Below are 554 nucleotides of genomic sequence, written 5' to 3'. Positions count from 1 at the left end.
TGCTCGATTCCATGGACATCGAGCGCGAGCGCGGCATCACCATCAAGGCGCAGACGGTGCGCCTGCAGTACCGCGCCAAGGACGGCAAGGATTACATCTTCAACCTGATGGACACGCCCGGCCATGTCGACTTCGCCTACGAAGTCTCGCGGTCGCTGGCGGCCTGCGAAGGTTCCCTGCTCGTGGTCGACGCCAGCCAGGGCGTCGAGGCGCAGACGCTCGCCAACGTCTACCAGGCGCTCGACAACAATCACGAGATCGTCCCGGTCCTGAACAAGGTCGATCTGCCCGCGGCCGAGCCCGAGAAGGTCAAGCAGCAGATCGAGGACGTCATCGGCATCGACGCCTCCGACGCGGTGATGATCTCCGCCAAGACCGGCCTCGGCGTCCCCGACGTGCTGGAAGCCATCGTCACCCGCCTGCCGCCGCCGAAGGGCGATCGCGACGCGACGCTGAAGGCGCTCTTGGTCGACAGCTGGTACGACGTCTATCTCGGCGTTGTCGTCCTGGTGCGCATCGTCGACGGCACCATGAAAAAGGGCCAGCGCGTGCGC

1 protein-coding gene is annotated in these 554 nt (G+C 65.5%); it reads left to right on the top strand.

Going from position 1 to position 554, the window contains the following annotated elements; genetic code table 11:
- A partial coding sequence (locus tag JHD07_RS39385) for a GTP-binding protein (protein ID WP_291632022.1) occupies positions 1–554 on the top strand: 554 nt, incomplete at both ends.

Origin of the sequence: Bradyrhizobium sp. (assembly GCF_016462955.1) — a bacterium.
In the GTDB taxonomy this organism is placed as follows: Bacteria; Pseudomonadota; Alphaproteobacteria; order Rhizobiales; family Xanthobacteraceae; genus Bradyrhizobium.
This window is presented reverse-complemented; position numbering and strand designations above follow the sequence as displayed.